At 71.5% G+C, this 21,808-nt stretch carries 16 protein-coding genes; all 16 read left to right on the top strand.

The annotated features are described in order from the left end of the window. Nucleotides 1-20: 20 nt before the first annotated feature. Complete coding sequence (locus tag ACFWBT_RS11830; RefSeq protein ID WP_385698411.1) at nt 21-1,337, top strand: nucleotide sugar dehydrogenase; 1,317 nt, start codon at nt 21-23, stop codon at nt 1,335-1,337. A 16-nt stretch (nt 1,338-1,353) separates the two neighbouring features. Continuing rightward, nucleotides 1,354-2,631, top strand: coding sequence for a glycosyltransferase family 4 protein (locus ACFWBT_RS11825; RefSeq protein WP_385698409.1), 1,278 nt, complete (start codon nt 1,354-1,356; stop codon nt 2,629-2,631). Beyond that, entirely contained in the window at nt 2,628-3,995 is a 1,368-nt protein-coding gene (locus ACFWBT_RS11820; RefSeq protein WP_385698407.1) for a Wzz/FepE/Etk N-terminal domain-containing protein, read from the top strand. Before ACFWBT_RS11825 ends, ACFWBT_RS11820 begins: the two co-directional genes overlap by 4 nt. Then, nucleotides 3,992-5,506: a Wzz/FepE/Etk N-terminal domain-containing protein gene (locus ACFWBT_RS11815; protein WP_385698405.1), complete on the top strand. Its 1,515-nt coding sequence runs from the start codon at nt 3,992-3,994 to the stop codon at nt 5,504-5,506. The genes ACFWBT_RS11820 and ACFWBT_RS11815 overlap by 4 nt, the downstream gene beginning before the upstream one ends. A 3-nt stretch (nt 5,507-5,509) precedes the next feature. Continuing rightward, nucleotides 5,510-7,444, top strand: coding sequence for an asparagine synthase (glutamine-hydrolyzing) (gene asnB, locus ACFWBT_RS11810; protein WP_385698403.1), 1,935 nt, complete (start codon nt 5,510-5,512; stop codon nt 7,442-7,444). A gap of 52 nt (nt 7,445-7,496) precedes the next feature. Next, nucleotides 7,497-9,701, top strand: coding sequence for a bi-domain-containing oxidoreductase (locus ACFWBT_RS11805; protein ID WP_385698400.1), 2,205 nt, complete (start codon nt 7,497-7,499; stop codon nt 9,699-9,701). Continuing rightward, nucleotides 9,698-11,656, top strand: a complete 1,959-nt coding sequence (locus tag ACFWBT_RS11800; protein ID WP_385698398.1) for an alginate lyase family protein — start codon at nt 9,698-9,700, stop codon at nt 11,654-11,656. The genes ACFWBT_RS11805 and ACFWBT_RS11800 overlap by 4 nt, the downstream gene beginning before the upstream one ends. A gap of 11 nt (nt 11,657-11,667) precedes the next feature. Next, a complete protein-coding gene (locus tag ACFWBT_RS11795; protein ID WP_385698396.1) occupies nt 11,668-13,200 on the top strand; it encodes a right-handed parallel beta-helix repeat-containing protein in 1,533 nt (510 codons plus the stop codon). A 1-nt stretch (nt 13,201) separates the two neighbouring features. Next, nucleotides 13,202-14,482: an O-antigen ligase domain-containing protein gene (locus ACFWBT_RS11790; RefSeq protein WP_385698461.1), complete on the top strand. Its 1,281-nt coding sequence runs from the start codon at nt 13,202-13,204 to the stop codon at nt 14,480-14,482. Between the two features lie 26 nt (nt 14,483-14,508). Next, nucleotides 14,509-15,747 carry a glycosyltransferase gene (locus ACFWBT_RS11785; RefSeq protein ID WP_385698458.1) on the top strand — a complete coding sequence of 413 codons (1,239 nt, stop codon included), beginning with the start codon at nt 14,509-14,511 and terminating at the stop codon, nt 15,745-15,747. Further along, nucleotides 15,744-16,979 (top strand): class I SAM-dependent methyltransferase, encoded by a 1,236-nt coding sequence (locus tag ACFWBT_RS11780; RefSeq protein WP_385698393.1) that lies wholly within the window; start codon nt 15,744-15,746, stop codon nt 16,977-16,979. The genes ACFWBT_RS11785 and ACFWBT_RS11780 overlap by 4 nt, the downstream gene beginning before the upstream one ends. After that, nucleotides 16,976-17,803, top strand: a complete 828-nt coding sequence (locus tag ACFWBT_RS11775; protein WP_385698390.1) for a glucose-1-phosphate cytidylyltransferase — start codon at nt 16,976-16,978, stop codon at nt 17,801-17,803. The genes ACFWBT_RS11780 and ACFWBT_RS11775 overlap by 4 nt, the downstream gene beginning before the upstream one ends. Beyond that, entirely contained in the window at nt 17,800-18,447 is a 648-nt protein-coding gene (locus ACFWBT_RS11770; RefSeq protein WP_385698387.1) for a PIG-L deacetylase family protein, read from the top strand. The genes ACFWBT_RS11775 and ACFWBT_RS11770 overlap by 4 nt, the downstream gene beginning before the upstream one ends. Before the next feature lie 3 nt (nt 18,448-18,450). Next, complete coding sequence (locus ACFWBT_RS11765) at nt 18,451-19,476, top strand: NAD-dependent epimerase/dehydratase family protein (RefSeq protein WP_385698385.1); 1,026 nt, start codon at nt 18,451-18,453, stop codon at nt 19,474-19,476. Continuing rightward, a complete protein-coding gene (locus ACFWBT_RS11760; RefSeq protein WP_385698384.1) occupies nt 19,464-20,813 on the top strand; it encodes a DUF4910 domain-containing protein in 1,350 nt (449 codons plus the stop codon). Before ACFWBT_RS11765 ends, ACFWBT_RS11760 begins: the two co-directional genes overlap by 13 nt. Next, a partial coding sequence (locus ACFWBT_RS11755; protein ID WP_385698382.1) for a hypothetical protein occupies nt 20,810-21,808 on the top strand: 999 nt, incomplete at its 3' end. The genes ACFWBT_RS11760 and ACFWBT_RS11755, both read left to right, overlap by 4 nt.

Raw genomic sequence — 21,808 nt, 5'->3', positions numbered from 1 at the left:
CCTGGGGGGAGGAACGGGTCATGAGAGTCAGCGTCCTGGGGCTCGGCTACGTGGGCTGCGTGTCGGCCGCGTGCCTGGCCGGCCAAGGTCACGAGGTCATCGGAGTCGACGTGAACCAGGCGAAGGTCGACCTGGTCAACGACGGCAAGGCCCCGGTCGTCGAGGAGCGGATCGGCGAGCTCATAGCCGAGGTCGTACAGGCCGGAGCGTTACGCGCCACCGGCGACGTCCGCGAGGCGATCATGTGCAGTGAGGTTTCCCTGGTCTGTGTGGGCACACCGTCGGAGCCCAACGGCAGCCTGTGCACCACGTACTTGGAGCGGGTCACCGAGCAGATCGGTGCCGCGCTGGCCGAACGGGGCGGGCGGCACACCGTCGTGTTCCGCAGCACCATGCTCCCGGGCACCTGCATGAACCTGCTGGTGCCGATCCTGGAGAAGTACGTCGGCGGCACGGCCGGGGTGGACTTCGGGGTCGCGGTCAACCCGGAGTTCCTGCGCGAGGGCACGAGCGTGCGGGACTTCTTCGACCCGCCCAAGACCGTGATCGGCGAGATCGATCCGGCGAGCGGCGACGCGGTGGCGGCGCTGTACGACGGCTTGCCCGGCGAGGTGTTCCGGGTGCCGGTCCCGACGGCCGAGGCGATCAAGTACGCGGACAACGCGTTCCACGGCCTCAAGATCGGCTTCGCGAACGAGCTGGGCGCGGTGTGCCAGGCCCTCGGGGTGGACTCGCACCAGGTGATGGACGTGTTCCTGGCCGACCGCAAGCTGAACATCAGTCCCGCCTATCTGCGGCCCGGCTTCGCCTTCGGTGGTTCCTGCCTGCCCAAGGACCTGCGCAGCCTGGTCCACGCGGCGCGGCGGGCCGACGTCTCGGTGCCCATCCTCGCCCATGTGCTGCCCTCCAACTCCGACCATCTGCAGCGCGCGGTGGACCTGGTCGAGCGCACCGGCAAGCGCCGGGTGGGTCTGTTCGGGCTGTCCTTCAAGTCCGGCACCGACGACCTCCGCGAGAGCCCGCTCGTCGAGCTGGCGGAGAGGCTCTTCGGTAAGGGGTACGACCTGCGGATCTACGACGCCAACGTGAGCCTCTCCCGGCTGATCGGCGCGAACCGTGAGTACATCGAGACCCGGCTGCCGCACCTCGGGCAACTGCTCGCGGACTCCGTCGGCGAGGTGCTCGAGCACGCCGAGGTATGCCTGGTCGGGACCAGCGATCCGGCCGTACTGTCGGCGCTGCCCCATGGTGAAGGACCGGTGCTGATCGACCTCATCCACCTTCCCGACGCCGAGGCGCGCCGGGCCGAACCGGGGTACGTGGGCCTTGCTTGGTGACACATCGACTGAAGACATGACCGGCGGCGACCGGCCGGACCGGCGCGCGCTGATCCTGGTGGAGAACCTGTCGGTGCCGTTCGACCGGCGGGTGTGGCAGGAGTGCACGACCCTGCGCGACGCGGGCTGGGAGGTGCACGTCATCTGTCCCCGGGGGGAGAAGCGGGACACGGAGCCGGAGGCGGAGATCGACGGGGTGCGGATCCACCGCTACCCGTTGCGCGCGGCCACCGGAGGACCGGTCGGCTACCTGCGGGAGTACGGATCGGCGCTGTGGCATACGGTCCGGCTGGCCCGCAAGGTCGGCCCGGTCGACGTGGTCCACGCCTGCAACCCGCCCGACCTGCTGTTCCTGCCGGCACGGTGGCTGAAGCGGCGCGGCGCGCGGTTCGTCTTCGACCAGCACGACCTGGTACCCGAGCTGTACCTCTCCCGGTTCGACCGCGGCGAGGATCTGCTCTACCGCGCCGTGTGCGCGCTGGAACGGCTGACCTACCGGGCCGCGGACGTCGTGCTCGCCACGAACGAGAGCTACCGGGACGTCGCGCTGCGCCGGGGCGGTCGGCGGCCGTCCGACGTCTTCGTGGTGCGCAGCGCGCCGCAGACCGACCGGTTCCAACCGGTGCCGCCCGAGCCGGAGTTGAAGCGCGGCAAGCCTCATCTGCTGTGCTACCTCGGCGTCATGGGACCGCAGGACGGCGTCGACTACGCCTTGCGCGCCCTCGCCAAGCTGCGCGACGAGTTCGGGCGGACCGACTGGCACGCGGTGTTCGTCGGTTCCGGCGACGCCTTCGACGCGATGGTGGAGCTGTCCCGGCGGCTCGGGCTCTCCGAGCAGGTGCAGTTCACCGGGCGCGTTCCGGACGCCGACCTGGTGCGCTACCTGTCCACCGCGGACGTGTGCCTTTCCCCCGACCCGCTCAATCCGCTCAACGACGTGTCGACCATGAACAAGGTCCTGGAGTACATGGCGATGGGCCGGCCCATCGTCTCGTTCGACCTCCGGGAGGCGCGCGTCTCCGCCGGTGAAGCCGCCCTCTACGCGCCCGCCAACGACGAGGCCGAATTCGCCAAGCTCGTCGCGCTGCTCCTCGACGATCCGGAGAAGCGGGCCCGGATGGGCAAGATCGGCCAGGAGCGGATCAGCGGAGAGCTTTCCTGGCGGAACTCGCAAGCGTCGCTGCTCGCCGCCTACGCCGCCGCGTGCGGTGACGACGTCCCGGTGTCGGCGGGCGACCCGGTCCGCACCGGGAAGAGCACAAGGAAGAGCACAGGGAAGAGGCAGCGCCGTTGAGCGATGACACGATCCGCCTGGTCACGATCGGGCGGATTCTCCGTCGACGATGGCGGCTTCTCGCCGTCCTCGCCCTGGTGGGCGCGCTCGCCGGCTACGGCACCTCGGTGCTGTTCCCGCCGCGGTACACGGCGTCGGCATCGGTACTGCTGCCGGGACAGTGGGAAGAGCGCGAGCTGCTGACCCAGGTGGATGTCGCGACCAGTTCGACGGTGGTCGACCGCGCGGCCGCCGCTCTCGACTGGAGCGGAGTCAGCGGCACCGAGCTGCGGGACCGAGTGAGCGCCAAGGCCGCCGACGGGAACATCATCAAGATCTCGGGAAGCGCCGACACCCCGGAGCGCGCGCAGCAGCTCTCCGACCGGATGGCCCAGCAGTTCGTCAAATTCGCCGCGCGGATCGCAGGCGGCAGCACCGACCCCGACGCGGCCACCGGGACCGAGGCGCTGCGGCAGAAGGTCGTGGAGACCAACCGCCGCATCACCGACCTGGCCAGTGCGGCCGATCCGGGGCAGACCGTGGAGGGCGTGCAGGCCCGCACCGAGCTCGAGAAGCTGCGCACCTCGCTGGAGGAGGCCATGACGAAGCTCGACCAGGCCGACCCGGCGAACGACAAGGCCGGCATGGTCGTCATGGGACCGGCTGCCCGGCCGACCGGTGAGGCGCCGCCGACGAGGACGCAGCTCATCGTCGCCGGGGCGCTGCTGTTCTTCCTGCTCGCGGTCATCGGCCATCTCGTCGCCGTACGGGTGAATCGCCGACTGCGCACCGAACCGCAGATCGCCGCGGCGCTGGGCTCGGCGCTCCTCGGCACCGTCGACGTGCCCGGTGAACAGAGCGCGTACCGGCCAGAAGGCCGTGGCCCGCGAGCCCGGATCCGCCGACTGCTCGGCGTCGACACCCGGTGGGACCTACCGGTCCCGCAGAGGTCCGGCGACGAGGCCGGCACGCGGATCCGCTACCGGCGGGTGTGCGCTCGCCTCCGGGACCAGCTGCCGGCCCCCCGGCGGCTGCTGGTTGTCGTACCGGACGGCGACGAGGTTGCCCGCCGGGCCGCCGAGCAGCTCGTCGCCGAGGCCAAGGGCGATCCGCTGCTGCGCGTGGTGGAGGTCTCGGTGGACCGGCCGACGGTTCCGGACCGCGACACCGAGTCCGGTGCCCTGGTCGTGCTCAGCGCGGGCAGCTGGACCGCTGAGGAGCTCGCCGGCATCGCCGAGGCGTGTGCGGACGGCAGGCATGAGGTGGTCGGCATCGTCGTCGCCGACACGGTCCGGGCCCGTCCGACGCGATCTGCCGGCCAACCTCCGGACAACGCCACCGTGGCGTTCGCGGTTCGCGGTCACGCGACGGGAGGTTCAGTGTGACGACAAGCACGAGTTCGGAGTCGTCTGTAGTCACTCCACTCTTCGACCTGCAGGCACTGGTGGTGGCGGTGCGCAGGCGCCGTCGCCTGTGGTGCTCCCTGGCGCTGCTGGGGCTGCTGGTCGGCGCGGCGGTGGCGATCCTGCGGCCGCCGCCGCCGGCCGCGGTGACCAAGGTGCTGGTCGCGCATCAGGAGGATCAGCCGAACGACCCCGGAACGCTGATCCGCACCGACGTCGCGCTGCTGCAAACCACGCGAATCGCCGGTAAGGCCCTGCAGTCCCTCGACTCCCCTGAAAAACCAGAGGACTTCATGCGGGACTACGGGGGTGTCGGCCTGACCAACAACCTGCTGCAGATCGATGTGACGGGTGACAGCGACGCGGAAGCGGTGGCCCGCGCCAAGGCACTGGCCGACGCGTTCGTCGCGGACCATGTGAGGCGGATACAGGAAGCCGCGAACGCCGAGTCCACGGGCCTGCTCGACCAGCGTGACCGCATGCGGGACGAACTCGTCAAGGTCAACAAGGCGATCGAGAACGGATCGCCGGAGAGTGGGCCGACGGCGTCGGCGGACCTGGAGTCGCTCTTCGCCCGCCGGGCCGAGCTCACCTCGCGGATCACTGATTTCACCCAGCGCGCCGCGGAGGCACGCATCGGCACCCCCCAGCTCATCGCCGGCACACAGATCGTGGACGCCCCGCGCGCGGTGCAGCACTCCCTGCCCGGAGCCGCTGCCACCAACGCCGCGATCGGGCTCGTCCTCGGGCTCGTCCTCGGGCTCGTGATCGCCGCGGTCGGCACGGTGGTGGCGGACCGCCCCGTGCTGCGCCGGGACATCGCGGCGAACCTGGGGGCCTCGGTCATCGCGGAGCTGCCCCGCCGGTCGGGCAGGCTGTGGCAGCGCCGACGGACCCGGGTGGCCCGCGAACGGCTCACCGCGACCCTGGCCCGCACCGTGCGCGGCTCCGCGGAACCGGTGTCGCTGCTGGAACTGGGCTGTGCGCGCAGCACGAGCGTGATCGCCCTGGACCTCGCCGAGGCACTGGCGGCGGAGGGGCCCGTGGTCATCATCGACGGTCTGCCCGGCCCGCAGCTCGCACGCCGCCGCCCGAAGCCAGGAGACCCGACCGTGGTCAGCGGCGAGCATGCCGCGGCCGTGTCGCATCAGGAGCGCCGAGTCGGTGTCGGCTCCGTGGCGCCCGGCACGGCGTGGACGGCCCTCGAAGACCTCGGTACCCAGACCGTGCTCGTCGTGCGTGCCGGGCACGGCAGCGCCGCATGGCTGCACACCGTGGCGCGGCAGCTCGCGGACCTGCTCATTCCGGTGATCGGTGTGGTGCTGATCGACCCCGACCCGCGGGACCGGACCGACGGCACCCTCTGGGACGGGCTGCACACCGCGCTGCGCGGCCACAACGAGCGGCTGGCCCGGGAGAACGTGACGGGCCGGCCGCGGACGGAGCGGCCGTCATGGGCACGAGTCCCGGACATCGACCAGGAGGCGCGCTAAGACATGTGCGGCATCGCAGGCACGTACCACTGGCCGGACGGGAAGGTCGTGACCGACCGGCTCACCGATACCCTCGCCCACCGCGGTCCGGACGGGGCGGGCCGGTACGGCCACCCCGTCGGTGACGGCGAGGTGCACCTCGGGCACCGCCGCCTTGCCATCATCGACCTGTCCGAGACCGGCGCTCAGCCGATGGTCTCGGACGGCCTCGCCCTCACGTACAACGGCGAGCTGTACAACGCGCCCGAACTCCGTGCCGAGTTGGCCGCCGCCGGGGTGCGCTTCCGCGGTACCTCCGATTCCGAGGTGCTCCTTGAGGCCTGGCGGCGCTGGGGCACGGACTGCCTGCCCCGGCTGCGCGGCATGTTCGCGTTCGGGATCTTCGACGAGCGAACCGGTGAACTGGTGCTCGCCCGCGACCAGCTCGGCATCAAGCCGCTGTTCCTGCTCCGGCGCGGCGAGGGCCTGGTGTTCGCCTCCGAGCTCAAGGCGCTCGCCGCCGCCACCGGTGGTTCGCTGGAGGTGGACCACGCGGCGCTGGTGGCCTCACTGCTGTACTACTGGGTTCCGGACTCACGGTGCGCGTTCCGCGAAGCGGAGAAGCTGCCGCCGGGGAGCTGGCTCCGGTGCCGGCCCGACGGCCGGGTGGAGCGCGGCCGGTACTGGAACCTGAGGGACGTCGCCGCCGAGGGCCAGGAGCGGGCCCGGGCCGGCGAGCAGCCGGACCTGGCCGCCATCGTCGAGGAGTCGACCCGGCGGCACCTGCTCTCCGACGTACCCGTGGCGACCTTCCTCTCCGGCGGTCTCGACTCCAGCTACCTGACCGCGCTCGCGGCGCGCAGGCAACCCGGGATCTCCGCCTACACGATCGGGTTCCGCGCCGAGGACGCCAAGTTCGAGGCGATGCCGGACGACCTGCACTTCGCCCGGCGGGTGGCCGAGCGGTTCGGCGTCGACCTGCACGAGATCGAGATCGCTCCGAATGTGCTCGACCTGCTGCCGCAGATGACGTACCACCTGGACGAGCCGATAGGCGATCCCGCCGCGATCAACACCTTTCTGATCTGCTCGGCAGCCCGAGAGGCCGGGGTCAAGGTGATGCTCTCGGGGATGGGTGCCGACGAGCTGTTCGCCGGCTACCGCAAGCACCTGGCCAACCTGCTCGCGCTGCGCTACCAGCGCGTCCCGCGGCCCCTGCGGCGCGGCCTGTCCAGGGCCGTCGACCGGCTGCCGGTCGCCACGGCCCGCCGGGGGTACCGGTCGGTGCGCTTCGCGAAGCGGTTCCTCTCCTTCGCCGACCTGCCGGAGGAGACCGCGTTCCGGCGCAGCTACACCATGTACGACCAGGACGAGCTGCTCGCCCTGGTCGATCCGGACTTGGCCGGGACGGTCGAGGACGTGCTGACCGAGCACGCGGACGTCTACCAGGACAACGACCTCGACGACTTCGTCAACCGCATGTGCCTGGGCGACGCCCGGATGTTCCTGCCGGGCCTGAACCTCGCCTACACGGACCGGTCGAGCATGGCCGCCTCGACCGAGGTGCGGGTGCCGTACGTGGACGTCGAGGTGGTCAAGGCGGCGTTCGCCGTGCCCGGCGATCGCAAGATCGTCGGACGGCAGGGCAAGGCCGTCCTCAAGGAGGCGGCCACCTCGATCCTGCCCCGGGAGATCGTCTACCGGCCCAAGGGCCTGTTCAGCGCCCCGCTGCGCGCCTGGATGAGCCGGGATCTGGCACCGCTGGTGCGCGAGGTGGTCAACGACGGCGTGCTCGTGAATTCCGGGCTCCTGCGCCGCGACGCGCTGGCGCGCATGGTCGCCGAGGACGCCGCCGGGCAGCGGGACTTCTCCAAGCATCTGTGGCATGTGCTGACCCTCGAGTACTGGTACCGGGACGCGACCTCCGGGTCCGGCCGGAGCACTCGCTCGGCGGCGTAGCGGACGGCGTAGACAACGGCGCAGAAAACGGCTTAGGAACAAGGGGACTTGGGTGAAGCAGGTTGTTCAGAACTACAAGAGCGGCGAGCTGGCGGTGCTCGACGTGCCGATGCCGGGGTGCAAGCCGGGCGGTGTACTGGTCCGCACCGCCTACTCGCTGATATCCACCGGGACCGAGCTCATGAAGGTGTCCGAGGCGGGCATGTCGATGCTGGGCAAGGCCCGCTCCCGTCCGGACCAGGTGGCCAAGGTCATGCAGAGCGTGGCCACCAACGGGGTGCCCGCCACGTACCGCAAGGTGATGGGCAAGCTGGACTCCTACACGCCGCTGGGCTACTCGCTGTGCGGGGTGGTCGAGCAGGTCGGCGCCGGGATCGACGACGTGAAGGTCGGCGACCTCGTGGCCTGCGCCGGCAACGAGCACGCGCTGCACGCCGAGCTGAACTGGGTGCCGAAGAACCTCTACACCCCGGTGCCGGACGGCCTCGCGCCGCGGCACGCCGCCTTCGGCACCGTCGGATCGATCGCGATGCAGGGCGTGCGCCAGGGCGAGCCGCAGCTCGGGGAGGTGGCGCTGGTCATCGGCCTCGGGCTGATCGGGCAGCTCGTGGTGCAGCTCCTCACCGCCGCGGGGGTCCGCGTCGTCGGGGTCGACCCCGACCCGTCGCGCTGCGAGCTCGCCGAGCGCCTGGGCGCCGCGGCCTGCGGCGATCCCGCGTCCGCGGCCGTGGAGGCGGCCGTCGCCGAACTCACCGGCGGTCACGGCGTGGACCAGGTGTACCTGGCCGCCGGTGGCGGCAGCAACCAGCCCGTCGAGCTGGCCGCCCGGCTCTGCCGGGACCGCGGCCGGGTCGTCGACATCGGCAAGTGCCGCCTGGACCTGCCCTGGAACGCGTATTACGAGAAGGAGCTCGACGTCCGGTTCTCGCGCTCGTACGGCCCCGGGCGCTACGACCCGGAGTACGAGCTCGAAGGGCGGGACTACCCGATCGGCTATGTGCGCTGGACCGAGCGCCGCAACCTGGCGTGCTTCCTCGATCTCCTGGCGCGCGGCAGCGTCGACGTGGAGCCCTTGGTCTCCCACGTCGCCGACTTCGATGACGCCGTAGAGACGTACCGGCGTCTGAAGGACGGTGAGCTGAAGGCCGTGGCCGTGCTGTTCCGGTATCCCGAGCAGAAGGAGGAAGCGGGGGAGGCGGAGGCCCCGGCGGTGGCGGTCCCCGCGGTGCGACGCGGCGGCGGAGCGTCCACCCCGGCCCGGGCCGCCAAGGCGCCGGTCCGGCTGGCGTTCGTCGGCGCGGGAAACTACGCGACGTCGATGCTGCTGCCGCACCTGGCGCAGCGCGACGGCGTCGAGTTGTCCACGGTCGTCACCACGACGGCGCTGTCCGCGGCCAACGCGCAGCGAAAGTTCGGCTTCGCCGAGGCGACCACCGATCTCGACGCCGTGCTCGGCGACAAGTCCATCGACGCGGTGTTCGTCGTCACCCGGCACAGCTCGCATGCCGAACTGACCCGCAAGGCCCTGCTCGCCGGCAAGACCGTGTTCGTCGAGAAGCCTTTGGCGCTCACCGAGGACGAGCTGGCCGGTGTGCTCGCGGCGGTCGAGGAGTCCGGCAACGACCGGATTCAGGTGGGCTTCAATCGCCGGTTCGCGCCGCTGCTTCAGGAGGCCAAGAACCGGTTCGGCGCCCGGACCGGTCCGGCGAGCCTGCGCTATCTGGTCAACGCGGGCCGGCTGACCCACGGGAGCTGGTACCTCCAACAGGGCACCGAGGGCTCGCGGTTCGCGGGCGAGGGCGGACACTTCATCGACACGGCGAGCTGGCTGCTCGACGCCGACCCGGTCTCGGTGTACGCGGTCGCCGCGTCCGGCAACGAGGATCTTCAGGTCGTCCTGCGCTACCCGGACGGGTCCACCGCCACCATCAGCTACGTCACCACCGGCGCGGCCGGCTTCCCCAAGGAGACGCTGGACCTGGTCGCGGACGGCAAGGTGCTGCGGCTCGACGACTTCGTGCGGGCCTCGCTGTATTCGGACGGCAGGGGCGGCCGCAAGCGGTGGGTCAGTTCGCGGCTTCCCAAGGCCCGGGACAAGGGCCAGTCCGCCGAACTGGCCGCGTTCGTCAAGGCCGTTCGGACCGGCGGTCCGATGCCGGTGCCGCTGGAGTCGCTGGTCGCCACCACGGCGGCCACCCTCGCCGTGCAGGCCGGCCTGGCCGGCGGCGCGCCGGTGACGCTGGCGAGGGCACGATGACCATGAGCGCGGGCTGGTACCTGCGGCGGCTGTCCCGGATGGGCCCGCGGGAGGTCGGCGGCCGGGTGGGCGACGCGGTGCGCAGGCGGCGCTGGCGGTCGGCGCGGCCGGACTGCCCGAGCGTGACCGGCGCCCGGTTCACCGCCGTGCTGCCCGCCGGGACGATCGCCGCGATACCTCCGGACGCCGCGAAACGTCTCATCGCCGAGGCGGACCGGCTGATGTACGGGCACGCCGAGTATTTCGGGGTGGTCCGCGACGACCTGGACGACCCGGACTGGTGGTGCGACCCGAAGACCGGGCGCCGGGCTCCGTGGGGCTACGCCTTCGACGTGCCGTACCGGAACGAGGACGCGGTCGGGGACATCAAGCAGATCTGGGAACCGTCCCGGCATCAGTACCTCACCGTGCTCGCCGCCGCCTACGCGATCACCGGGGAGGAGCGGTACGCCGAGCGAGTGGCCGAGCACCTGCGGTCGTGGTGGGCGGCCAACCCACCGCTGCGCGGCGTGCACTGGATCAGCGGCATCGAGCTGGGCATCCGGCTGCTGTCCTGGGTGTGGATCCGACGGCTGCTCGACGGCTGGCCGGGCGCGGCCGATCTGTTCGAGGACAACCCGGTGGCGCTGAACCAGATCTGGCACCACCAGCGCTGGCTGGCCGCCTTCCCCAGCCGGGGGTCCTCGGCGAACAACCACGTCATCGCCGAGGCCGCCGGGCAGTTCGCCGCGGCCTGCGCGTTCGGATGGTTCCCCTCCTCGGCGCGCTGGCGAGCCGGCGCGCTGCGCTCGCTGGAGCGGCAGCTGCGCGCCAACACCTTCGACTCCGGCCTCAACCGCGAGCTGGCCACCGAATACCACGGACTTGTGCTGGAGCTCGGCCTGGCCGCGGTGGCCGAGGCGGATGCCGCCGACGTACCGGTCCCCGCGTCGATCCGGCTGGTACTGCTGCGGATGACCGACGCGCTCGCGGCCGTCGTGGACAGCCGGTTACGGCCGCCGCGCCAGGGGGACGCGGACGACGGGCACGGTCTGGTCGTGGACGGCGCGGGCACCGACCGCTGGGCCTCGCTGCTCGCCACCGGGGACGCCGTGTTCGGTCGGCTCGCCTGGTGGCCGACGGTGACCGGCACCGATGTGCGCACCCCGCTCCTTGCCGCGCTCATCCGGCCGTACTCGAACAACGAAACCGCGCCGGCCGTGACCCGCCCGGCAAGCCGGCCGGCTCATTTCGCCGACGCGGGCATGACCATCCTGCGCGGTCCTGGGGAGATCTGGGCCCGCTGCGACGGTGGTCCGCACGGCTTCCTCTCCATCGCCGCGCACGGCCACGCGGACGCGCTGTCCGTCGAGGTCCGGCACGACGGGGTCGACGTGCTCGCCGACCCGGGAACGTACTGCTACCACGGGCAACCCGAGTGGCGGCAGTACTTCCGGTCGACCCTCGGCCACAACACCCTGCAACTGGACGGCAGTGACCAGTCCGTCTCCGGCGGCCCGTTCCTGTGGACCCGGCATGCCCGCAGCCGCGTCCTGGCCGCGGACACATCCGGCGAGGGGGTCGCCCGCTGGTGTGCCGAGCACGACGGCTACCAGGGCTCCGTGCACCGCCGCCGGGTGGAACTGACGGCCGCGAGCCATGAGTTGCGGGTGGTCGACGAGGTACGCGGCGATCGCCGGGCCGCGCGGCTGGCGTTCCACCTCGGCCCGGCGATCACCGCTGACCTGGCGGGCAACCGGGCCGTGCTCACCTGGACCCGGGACGGCGAGGACCGCTCCGCGGAGCTCGACCTGCCCGGACAGCTGTCCTGGCGGGCGCATCGTGGCGAGAGTGACCCGCCGCTGGGCTGGTACTCCGCCGGATTCGGGCGCAAGGAACCCGCCACCACGCTGGTCGGCACCGGATTCGTCGACGGCGCGGAGGACTTCACCACCGTGCTCAGGTTCCGCGGCTAGTGGGGGCACGCGTGGAGATCAAGAGGCCGCACCGGGCGTGGGTGGTGGCACCGCTGGCGCTCGCCCTGCTGGCGGCGGCCGGATGCGAGAGCACGCCGGGCACCGGGGCGGAGCCGAAGGCCGCGCCGTCCACGCCCGCGGCCCCATCCGTGGCCCGGGTGTGCGCCAAGCCCGTGGCCGGGCCGGCGAAGGCGCCGGCGGGCGCGGTGACCATCGACCCCGCGAAGGTCGGCGACCTGGCAGCGAAGACCAAGAGCAGCCCCCCGAACACCACGTTCTGGCTCCGACCGGGCAAGCACAGGCTCGACCCGGACCGCTACGCCCAGGTCATCCCCAAGGAGGGGGACCGCTACCTCGGTGCGCCGGGCGCGGTGTTCGACGGCCGGAAGAAGAACCAGTACGCGTTCGGCGGCAGCGCCCGCAACGTCACCATCCGCCACCTGACCGTGCAACGTTTCGTGGCGCCGCCCGACGAGGGCGTGGTCAACCATGACTCGGCCGACGGGTGGGTGATCGAGCACGCGACGATCCAGGACAACTCCGGCGCCGGGCTGATGGCCGGTGCCCGCCAGCAGGTCCGCTCCAGCTGCCTGCGCGACAACGGCCAGTACGGCATGAACGCGTACAAGGCCAACGGCCGTATCAAGGGCCTGGTGGTCGAGGGCAACGAGATCGTGGGCAACAACACCGGCGACTGGGAGCGGCGGCGCAAGGGCTGCGGCTGCACGGGAGGCATCAAGTTCTGGGCCGTCAACGGCGCCGACGTACGCGGCAACTGGGTGCACGAGAACCACGGAACCGGGTTGTGGGCGGACACCAACAACAACGACTTCCGCATCGAGAACAACGTGCTCGAGGCCAACGACGGTGCCGCGCTGATCTATGAGACCAGCTACAACGCGGTCATCCGGGACAACACCTTCCGGCGGAACAACTGGGTCGAGGGCCGCAGGGAGGCCGACCGCGGCGACAACTTCCCGTACGCGACCATCTACCTGTCCGAGTCCGGCGGCGAACCACGGATCCGAGCCCGCACCGACAAGATCGAGATCTACCGGAACGTGCTGGAGGACAACTGGTCCGGGATCACCCTGTGGGAGAACGCCGACCGGTTCTGCAACAGCCCGGCCAACACCTCGTCCGGTGACTGCACCTTGCTGGTGCGGGACACCGACCGCTGCGCGAAGCCGGCGATCGCCACCGCACCGCTCTACGCGGACTGCCGGTGGAAGACCCAGCGGGTGGACATCCACCACAACCGCTTCCTGCTGGACAAGTCCGTGGTCAAGTGCACGGTGAAGTGCGACCGCATGGCGGTGCTGGCCAACTACGGCACCTATCCGGACTGGTCGCCGTACCAGGGCGAGCGGGTGGCTGAGGCGATCACCCGCAAGCAGCACAACCGCTGGCACGACAACGTCTACCTCGGACCATGGAAATTCGTCGCCCACGACCCGAGCCGGGTGCTCGACTTCGGGCAGTGGCAGGTCACGCCCTACGAGCAGGACACGGACAGCACCCTCGACCCACGGGCCGGTGGTTGAGATGGGCGGGGACCTGCGGAGCGATGGGCTGCCGGGCGGACCGGCTACGGCGGGCACACGGCCCGGCGCCGAACCGCGCCCTGTCGGCACACCGAAGACCGTCGGGATCGTCTGGGGGTTGCTGGTCCTCAACACGCTCGGCTCCGCCGGGGCGAAGACCATCATTCCGCTGCCCCGCTCCGTCATCCAGATGGTCACCATGGGCGCGCTGGTCGCCGCGTTCGCGCTGGCGCTCGCGGTCAATCTCCGGCTGCGCATCCGAGCCAGCGCCTTCGTGCTCCTGCTCACCCTGCTGCTGGTGCCGAGCCTGATCTCGAGCGTGAACCTGGACTCCGGGTTCGGCGCGCTGTTCCGCTGCTCCCGGCTGGCGCTCTTCATCGGCACCTTGTGGCTGCTCAGCCGCTGGTGGGACGGCAGCCTGACATTCGTCCGGCACCACATCCGGACGTACTTCGCGGTGCTCGGGTCGGTGGCCGTCGGCCTGATCGTCTCACCGGGCGCGGCCCTGCCCGAGCTCTACGGCGGACGGCTCGTCGGCGCGTTGTGGCCGCTCACCCCGCCGCAGATCGGACAGTACGCCGCGGTGATCATCGGGCTCACCGTGCTGCTCGTCCTCGGGCGCCGGACCGACGGGGTCAGCGCGGCGGTCGTCATCGTGCCGTCACTCGTCCTGCTCGCGCTGACCCATACCCGGACGGCCACGCTCGGTCTGCTCATCGGCCTGGCGCTGGCGATCTGCTCACTCATCCTGACCAGTGCCGCCGCCCGCCGGTTCTTCACCTGGACGGTGCTGTGCGCCACGGTGGCCGTGGTGGGGTTCAGCTCCGCGCTGCAGGCGTGGTTCCTGCGCGGGCAGAGCCAGGAGAATTTCTCCAACCTCACCGGCCGGGCCAAGGTCTGGGACGCCCTGCTGGCAGCGCCCCGGACGACCTCGGAGCAGTTGTTCGGCATGGGCCTGGGCGACAAGTCGTTCGGCGGGCTGCCGATCGACAACAGCTGGCTGGCCGTCTACCAGGAGCAGGGTCTGACCGGCGTCACCCTGGTGGCGGCGATCATCATCGTCCTCGCCGGCGTCGCGTTGCTGCGGCCACCGTCGCTGCAGAGAGCCTGCGCGATCTTCCTGATCAGCTACTGCGCTATCGCGTCCTACACCGAGGCCGGCCTGGGCGACGCCTCGCCCTATCTGCTGCATCTGGCCCTGGCCGCCTCACTGCTGGCGGCACCTGCCACGGCCACTGCGCTCCCGACGCCCGCAGTCCCTCGACGACGCATCCCACGATGAGCCCGGAGACCGGAGGTGAGCTGACCATGCACGTCCTCGTGGTGCACAACCACTACGCCTCGGCACAGCCGAGCGGGGAGAACAAGGTCGTCGACCAGGAGGTGGAGCTGCTGCGCGCGGCCGGCCACCGGGTCGAGGTGTTCGAGCGGCGCAGCGACGACATCGCCGCCCGGTCCCTCCCTGCCAAGGCCGCGGTGCCGCTCCTCGTGCCGTGGAACCCGGCGGTCCGCGCGGAACTCACCGCCCGGCTGCGCACCGAGCGGCCGGACGTGGTCCACGTCCACAACGTCTTCCCGCTCCTGTCGCCCGCGGTCCTCGCCGCCTGCGCCGACGCCGGCGTGCCCGCCGTCGCCACCCTGCACAACTACACCCAGGTCTGCCCTCCCGGCACGCTGCAGCGGAACGGCCGGCCGTGCACCGAGTGCGTCGGGACGGCGCCGCTGCCCGCCGTCCGCCACGGCTGCTACCGGAACTCCCGCCTTGCGACGGTGCCGCTCGCGGTCAGCCTGTCGGTCAATCGGCGGCGCTGGTGGTCCGGTGTGGAGCGATTCTTCTGCATCTCCGCGGCGCAGCGCGACGTCCTGGTGCGGGCCGGCATGCCGGCCGAACGGCTGGCGGTGAAGCACAACTTCGTGCCCGACCCGGGCGCCCGCCGAGAGGGCGCCGGCGAGCATCTGCTCTATCTCGGCCGGCTGGCGGAGGCCAAGGGCGTGCGGGTGCTCATGGCCGCGTGGGACGAGATCGCGGCGGACGGCGGTGTGGGCGTACCGCTCGTGGTCGCCGGCTCGGGGCCGCTGGAGCGAGAGGTGACCGCCTGGGCGGCGGGTCGGGACGACGTGCGCTACGTCGGCCTGTACGACCCGGCCCAGTGTCGGGAGGCCCTCGCGCGGTCGGTCGCCGTGGTGGCCCCCTCGACGTGGCTGGAGGCGTTCGGCCTGGTGGTCGTGGAGGCGATGGCGGCGGGCGTCCCGGCTGTCGCCGCCGGTCATGGCGCCTTCGTCGAACTCGTCGAGGACGGGGTGACCGGGCTGCTGCACCGGCCGGGCGAGTCCGCCTCGCTCGCGTCGTGCATACGCCGGATCGCGGCCGACCCGGCCCGCAACCAGGAGATGGGCCAGGCGGCCAGGCGCAGTTACGAGCAGGGGTTCACCCCGGCCGTCGGCCTTGAGCGCCTGGTGGAGGGGTACCGCACCGCGATCGCGGGTCGGTCAGCACTGGCTCGCGGTGGGGACACCCGCGCGAGCAGGGATGGGGGCAGTAGATGACACGATGCCGACTCTGCGGCTCGGCGACGCTGGCGAGCGTCGTCGATCTGGGGGCGACCCCGCCGTGCGAGAGCTTTCTCGCCGCGGACCAACTGGACACGCCGGAACCGGCGTACCCGCTGCACCTGCGGGTCTGCACCGACTGCTGGCTCGCGCAGATCCCTCCGCTGATCACGCCGGAGGAGACGTTCAAGGAGTACGCGTACTTCTCCTCCTACTCGACCTCCTGGGTGGAGCACGCGCGGACGTTCGTCCACGGCGCCGTACAGCGGCTGGATCTCGGCACCGACGCCTTCGTGGTCGAGGTGGCGAGCAACGACGGGTACCTGCTGAGGCATGTGGTGGACCGCGGGATCCGCTGCCTCGGCATCGAGCCGTCGGTGAACGTCGGCGCCGCGGCGCGGGACGCGGGCGTGCCCACGCTCACGGAGTTCCTGGACCCGGCCACCGGCTCGGCCGTCCGCGAAGAGCACGGCCCGGCGGACCTGGTCGTGGCCAACAACGTGTACGCGCACATCCCCGACGTGGTCGGGTTCACCCAGGGGCTGCGCGCCCTGGTCGCCGACGACGGCTGGGTCTCCATCGAGGTGCAGCACCTGCTGACCCTGATCGAGGAGAACCAGTACGACACGATCTACCACGAGCACTTCCAGTACTACACGGTCGCGTCCGCGATCCGTGCGCTGGCGAGCGGCGGACTCACGCTCGTGGACGTCGAACTGCTGCCCACGCACGGCGGCTCCATCCGGCTGTGGGCCCGGCCGGCCGAGGTGGCCGGCGAGCCGTCGGCGCGGGTGGCCGAGGTCCTTGACCGGGAGAAGGCCGCCGGGCTGCAGGAGCTGTCCGGGTACACCGAGTTCTCCGCCCGGGTGGCCAAGGTGCGCCGGGACCTCCTGCGGTTCCTCATCGATGCGGCCGAGCGCGGCGAGACGGTCGTCGGCTACGGCGCCCCCGGCAAGGGCAACACGCTGCTCAACCACTGCGGCATCCGGCCCGACCTGCTCCCGTACACGGTGGACCGCAACCCCTACAAGCACGGCAGGTTCACCCCGGGCACCCGCATCCCGATCCTGCCGCCCGATCAGATAGCCGCCGACAGACCGGACTACGTCCTCGTCCTCCCGTGGAACCTGCGGGCCGAGCTGGTCGAGCAGTTGTCCTTCGTGCACGAGTGGGGCGGCCGACTGGTCTTTCCGATACCGGAACTGAGCATTGTCGAGGTCAAGTCATGAAGGTCGTACTGTTCTGCGGCGGCTATGGGCTGCGGATGCGCAACGGAACCTCCGACGACGTGCCCAAGCCGATGGCGATGGTCGGTCCGCGGCCGCTGATCTGGCACGTCATGCGCTACTACGCGTACTTCGGGCACACGGAGTTCATCCTGTGCCTCGGCTACGGGGCGCACCACATCAAGAACTTCTTCCTCAACTACGAGGAGACGACGTCCAACGACTTCGTGCTGCGGGGCGGGCGGACCGAACTGCTGTCCACCGACATCGCCGACTGGACGATCACGTTCGCGCAGACCGGCATCGAGTCGCCGATCGGGGAGCGGCTGCGCCGGGTGCGGCACCATCTGGACGGCGACGAGATGTTCCTCGCGAACTACGCCGACGTGCTCACCGACGCCCCGCTGCCGGAGATGATCGACCGGTTCTCCCGACGCGACGCCGGTGCGTCGATGATGGTCGTGCCGCCGCAGTCGTCGTTCCACTGCGTGGACCTGGGCGAGGACGGCCTGGTGGGGGGAATCACCGCGGTGAGCGACATGCCGCTGTGGGAGAACGGCGGCTACTTCGTGCTCCGCCAGGAGGTCTTCGACCACCTACCGGAGGGCGGGGACCTGGTCGCCGACGGATGTGCCCAACTGGCCAAGCGCGGACGGCTGGTGGCGCATCAGCACCGCGGCTTCTGGAAGCCGACCGACACCGTGAAGGAGCGGGCGGCGCTCGACGACGCGTACGCCCGGGGCGACCGCCCGTGGGCCGTGTGGGAACGGGACGGCGCGGAGGCGAGCGCGACCGGCAGCAGGGGCGCCGCCGGAGCGAGAGCGTGATCCGGCTCGGCGCCGGGCGCCTGGAACGGATCGCCGCGGTGGGCGCGCACTGCGACGACATCGCCATCGGCGCCGGCGGCACACTGCTGACGCTGTGCCTCGCGCGGCCGGGAATCCGCGTCGACGCGCTGGTGCTCTCCGGCGGTGGCAGCGAGCGGGAGCAGGAGGAGAAGGCCGCGCTCGCGGCCTTCTGCCCGGGCGCCGATCTGCGGCTGACCGTGCTCAAACTGCCGGACGGCCGGATCCCCGCACACTGGGACGAGGCCAAGGCCGCGGTCGAGGAACTGCGTCTGCAGACCGATCCGGATCTGGTCCTCGCGCCGCGTACCGAGGACGCGCACCAGGATCACCGCGGCCTGGCGCGGCTGCTGCCCACCGCATTCCGCGACCACCTCGTGCTCGGCTACGAGATCGTCAAGTGGGACGGCGATCTCGGCCGTCCGGCGGCGTACCAGCCACTGTCGCCGGAGATCGCGGAACAGAAAGTGCGGCTGCTGCAGGAGCACTACCCCTCGCAGCGGCACCGGCCCTGGTACGACCGGGAAGCCTTCCTCGGCCTCGCGCGGATCCGCGGCATCGAATGCCACGCGCGCTACGCCGAGGCGTTCGCCGTCACCAAACTAACTCTCGACCTGGGGGAATGAACCTTGCGCGTACTGCTGACCGGACACCAGGGCTATCTGGGCACCGTTATGGCCCCGGTCCTCGCGGCCGCCGGGCACGAGGTCGTCGGTCTTGACGCGGGCCTGTTCGCCGACTGCGTCCTCGGCCCGCAGCCCGCGGACCCGCCCGGGCCGCGGGTGGACCTGCGCGACGTCACGGCCGAGCACGTGGCCGGGGTGGACGCCGTGATCCACCTGGCCGCGCTGTCCAACGACCCGCTGGGATCGCTGGCACCCGACCTCACCTACGACATCAACCACCACGCCTCCGTACGGCTGGCCCGGCTGGCCCGCGACGCCGGGGTGCGGCGCTTCCTGTACGCGTCGACCTGCTCCGTCTACGGCGCCGCCGGCGGGGACGACCTGGTGACCGAGGACGCCCCGCTGCGCCCGGTGACGCCGTACGCGGAGTCCAAGGTGCGGGTGGAGGACGACCTGCACGCGCTCTCCGACGGCGACTTCAGCCCGGTGTTCATGCGCAACGCCACCGCCTTCGGCTACTCGCCCCGGCTGCGCGCCGACATCGTGCTGAACAACCTCGTGGGCCACGCGCTCCTGTCCGGTGAGGTGCTCGTGCTCTCCGACGGCACCCCCTGGCGCCCGCTGGTGCACGCCGCCGACATCGCACGGGCCTTCACGGCCGCGCTGACCGCGCCGCGCGAAGCGGTGCACGACCGGGCGTTCAACATCGGCAGCGAGATCAACAACGTCACGGTCGCCGAGATCGCCGAGCAGGTCGCCGAGGCGGTGTCCGGCTCGAAGGTGGTGATCACCGGAGAGAACGGTGCCGATCCGCGGTCGTACCGGGTGGACTTCTCCCGGTTCCGCGCCGCGGTGCCCGGCTTCGAGTGCGAGTGGACGGTGAAGCAGGGCGCGCTCGAACTCGCCGACGCCTACCGCGAACACGGGCTGACCCGGGAGGACTTCGAGCAACGCTTCACCCGGCTGGCCGTGCTGCGCGCGGCGTCCCACGCCGGTGCCGTCGACGAAACCCTGCGGTGGCGCCGGTGACCGCGGCCGGCGAAGAGATGCACGCCCTGGTGGAGCGGTTGTACCCGCTGTGCCGGAGCATCACCGGCGACGGTGTGCGCGCCACCCTGGAGATCGTCGGCGAGTACATCCCGCTGCAGGTGCACGAGGTGCCGACCGGGACTCAGGTCCTCGACTGGACGGTGCCGCAGGAGTGGAACATCCGGGACGCCTACATCGCCGACACCGCCGGCAACCGGGTCGTCGACTTCGCCGCGTCCAGCCTGCACGTGCTCGGCTACAGCGTGCCGGTGTCGGCGACCATGCCGCTGGCCGAGCTCCGCGCGCACCTGCACACCCTTCCGGACCACCCGACCTGGGTGCCGTACCGCACCAGCTACTACACGCCGGAATGGGGATTCTGCCTGGCCCAGGAGACCTTGGACGCGCTGCCGGACGGCGAGTACGAGGTGCGCATCGACTCCACCCTCGCGGACGGTCACCTCACCTACGCCGAGCACGTGGTCCCCGGGCAGGTCCCCGACGAGGTGATCGTCTCCTGCCACGTCTGCCACCCGTCACTGGCCAACGACAACCTGGCAGGCATCGCGGTGGCGACGTTCCTGGCCCGGGCGCTGGCCGAGCAAACCCCGTACTACACCTACCGGTTCATCTTCGCGCCCGGCACCATCGGGGCGATCACCTGGCTGGCCCGCAACGCGGAACGGATCAATGGGGCACCCCCTGCTCTGGGGGCCCCTCCCGGCCCAAGGCTGGGGGAGGAGACGAGAGCTGGGGGAAGGGTCAAGCACGGCCTTGTGCTGGCCTGCGCCGGCGACTCGGGCCGGCTGACGTACAAGCAGAGCAGGCGCGGCGACGCGGAGATCGACCGGGTGATGCGCCATGTGCTGGCCGCCTCCGAACGCCCGCACCACGTCGCCGAGTTCACTCCGTACGGCTACGACGAGCGGCAGTTCTGCTCGCCCGGGTTCGATCTCGGCGTGGGCTCGCTCAGCCGGACCCCGTACGCCGGCTACCCCGAGTACCACACCTCGGCCGACAACCCGGACTTCGTCCTCCCGGAGGCCATGGCGGACACGCTCGCCGTCTGCCGCGAGGCATTCGCCGTCCTTGACGCCAACCGGCGGTACGTCAACCTCAGCCCCTACGGCGAACCACAGCTGGGCCGACGCGGGTTGTACGACTCGCTCGGCGGCCGCAGCGACGCGAAGCAGGCCCAGATGGCCATGCTCTGGGTGCTCAGCCTCTCCGACGGCGAGCACAGTCTGCTGGACGTCGCCGAGCGGTCCGAGCTGCCGTTCGACACCGTCGCCGCCGCGGCCGACGCCCTGCACGGCGCCGGGCTGATCAAGGCATGACGCCGATGACCACCGCGGGGGCGAAGACGACGACACCGGCCGGATCCGCCCGGCGGGCCATCGTCGGCCGGTTGTCCTGGGGACTGGCCGACCAGGCGGCCTCCAGCATGACCAACTTCGCGGTGGGGATCTACGTGGCCCGCTCGCTGGGCGTGACCGCGTTCGGCGTGTTCGGCCTGGCCTGGGTGACCTACGGCGTGGTGCTCAGCGTCTCCCGCGGGCTGGGCACCGACCCGCTCGTGGTGCGCTTCAGCGGCGTGTCGGACGCGTCCTGGCGCGGGGCGGTGGCCCGGTCCTCGGGTACCGCGCTCGGCGTCGGTGCGGCCATCGGCCTGGTGTGCCTGGCGGGCGGCCTCGCCCTGGGCGGCAGTGTGGGGCCCGCGTTCGCCTGCCTCGGCGTCATGCTGCCCGGGCTGCTGCTGCAGGACGCCTGGCGGTACGCGTTCTTCGCCGCCGGCACCGGTCGGAAGGCGTTCGTCAACGACCTCGTGTGGGGTGTCGCGCTCGTTCCGGCCATGGTGGTGGCGGCCCGCGTGGGCAGCGTGGCCGCCTTCGTCCTCGCGTGGGGCGTGTCCGCCGCGGTGGCCGCGGTGTACGGCTGCCTCCAGTCCGGCATCCGGCCCCGGATGACCGGTGCGCGCGGGTGGTTGCGCGAGCAGCGCGATCTCAGCTACCGGTACCTGGCCGAGAACGTCGGCGTCAGCGGCGCGAGCCAGCTGCGGGCGTACGGGCTCGGCGCGATCGTCGGGGTCGGCGCGGTGGGTGCGGTCCGCGGCGCGGAGCTGCTGCTCGGCCCGTTCCTCGCCGTGCTGATGGGCCTTTCGCTGGTGACCGTCGCGGAGGCGGCACGGGTGCTGCGGCGGGCCCCGCACCGACTGGCCAAGTTCTGCCTCCTGCTCGGTGCCGGGCAGGCCGTCGCCGCGCTGCTCTGGGGCGCGGCACTTCTGCTGGTGCCGGACCGGCTCGGTGAGTTGGTGCTCGGCGACGTCTGGAGC

The sequence above is a fragment of the Streptomyces sp. NPDC060027 genome (assembly GCF_042737005.1).
GTDB lineage: Bacteria > Actinomycetota > Actinomycetes > Streptomycetales > Streptomycetaceae > Streptomyces.
This window is presented reverse-complemented; position numbering and strand designations above follow the sequence as displayed.

What these genes read in the sequence shown, in the direction of transcription:
- asnB (WP_385698403.1), top strand. Translation starts at nt 5,510, where the DNA reads ATGTGCGGCATCGCAGGCACGTACCACTGGCCGGACGGGAAGGTCGTG.
- ACFWBT_RS11785 (WP_385698458.1), top strand. Translation starts at nt 14,509, where the DNA reads ATGCACGTCCTCGTGGTGCACAACCACTACGCCTCGGCACAGCCGAGC.
- ACFWBT_RS11800 (WP_385698398.1), top strand. Translation starts at nt 9,698, where the DNA reads ATGACCATGAGCGCGGGCTGGTACCTGCGGCGGCTGTCCCGGATGGGC.
- ACFWBT_RS11790 (WP_385698461.1), top strand. Translation starts at nt 13,202, where the DNA reads ATGGGCGGGGACCTGCGGAGCGATGGGCTGCCGGGCGGACCGGCTACG.
- ACFWBT_RS11775 (WP_385698390.1), top strand. Translation starts at nt 16,976, where the DNA reads ATGAAGGTCGTACTGTTCTGCGGCGGCTATGGGCTGCGGATGCGCAAC.
- ACFWBT_RS11825 (WP_385698409.1), top strand. Translation starts at nt 1,354, where the DNA reads ATGACCGGCGGCGACCGGCCGGACCGGCGCGCGCTGATCCTGGTGGAG.
- ACFWBT_RS11830 (WP_385698411.1), top strand. Translation starts at nt 21, where the DNA reads ATGAGAGTCAGCGTCCTGGGGCTCGGCTACGTGGGCTGCGTGTCGGCC.
- ACFWBT_RS11780 (WP_385698393.1), top strand. Translation starts at nt 15,744, where the DNA reads ATGACACGATGCCGACTCTGCGGCTCGGCGACGCTGGCGAGCGTCGTC.